The organism is Acidovorax sp. CF316, assembly GCF_000276605.1.
Lineage (GTDB): Bacteria > Pseudomonadota > Gammaproteobacteria > Burkholderiales > Burkholderiaceae_C > Acidovorax.
This window is the reverse complement of sequence record NZ_AKJX01000313.1, coordinates 1-618: the sequence shown is the minus strand read 5'-3', so window position 1 is coordinate 618 and position 618 is coordinate 1. Positions and strand designations below refer to the sequence as shown.

1 pseudogene is annotated in these 618 nt (G+C 72.0%); it reads right to left on the bottom strand.

The features are described 5' to 3' along the window. Window positions 1-618 (bottom strand): annotated as a pseudogene (locus PMI14_RS33270) (hypothetical protein); the annotation flags it as partial.

The window sequence follows — 618 nt, the reverse complement described above, 5'->3', positions numbered from 1 at the left end:
TACCCCACCACCAGCTGCACGCCTTCCAGCCCGCTGAAGTTCAGGCCCGAGGCAATGCGCACCGGCACCGTGCGCGGCAGCGCACCCGACAGGTACGCCGGGAACGCCCCGCCCGTGTACTGCGCCCAGCCGTTGGGGCCCAGGAACAGCACGGTCGAGCCCGCAAAGGCCGCCACGTACACGCGCCCGGTCTTGCCCCGGTGCAGGGTGGAGACCGTGGCCCCGACGTCCAGCGTCACGTTGCTCAGAGGGCCGGTCTGGCTTCCCGCGAAGGTGCCGCTGGCATCGCCCACCCGCCCGGCATCGAAGGCCGCTCCGTTACCGCCCATCACGCGCACGGGCGCCGTGGTCTTGTCGGTGCCACCCAGGTTGGTGCCCTTGCCCCAGATCCAGACGCTGCCGTCGGCGCCGATCACGCCCGAGATCGCCGAGCCCGCCGCCGCGGCAACCACGGGCGGCAGGCCCGCGATGTGCGCGATCTTGGGCACGTCGGTGGAAGGGTTGACCAGGGTGCCGTCGCCGAGCTGGCCGGCAGCATTGGCGCCGCAGGCGTGCACGGCGCCGTCGGCGTCAACGAACAGGGTATGGCCTTCTCCGGGTTCGATCTGCTGGATGCGC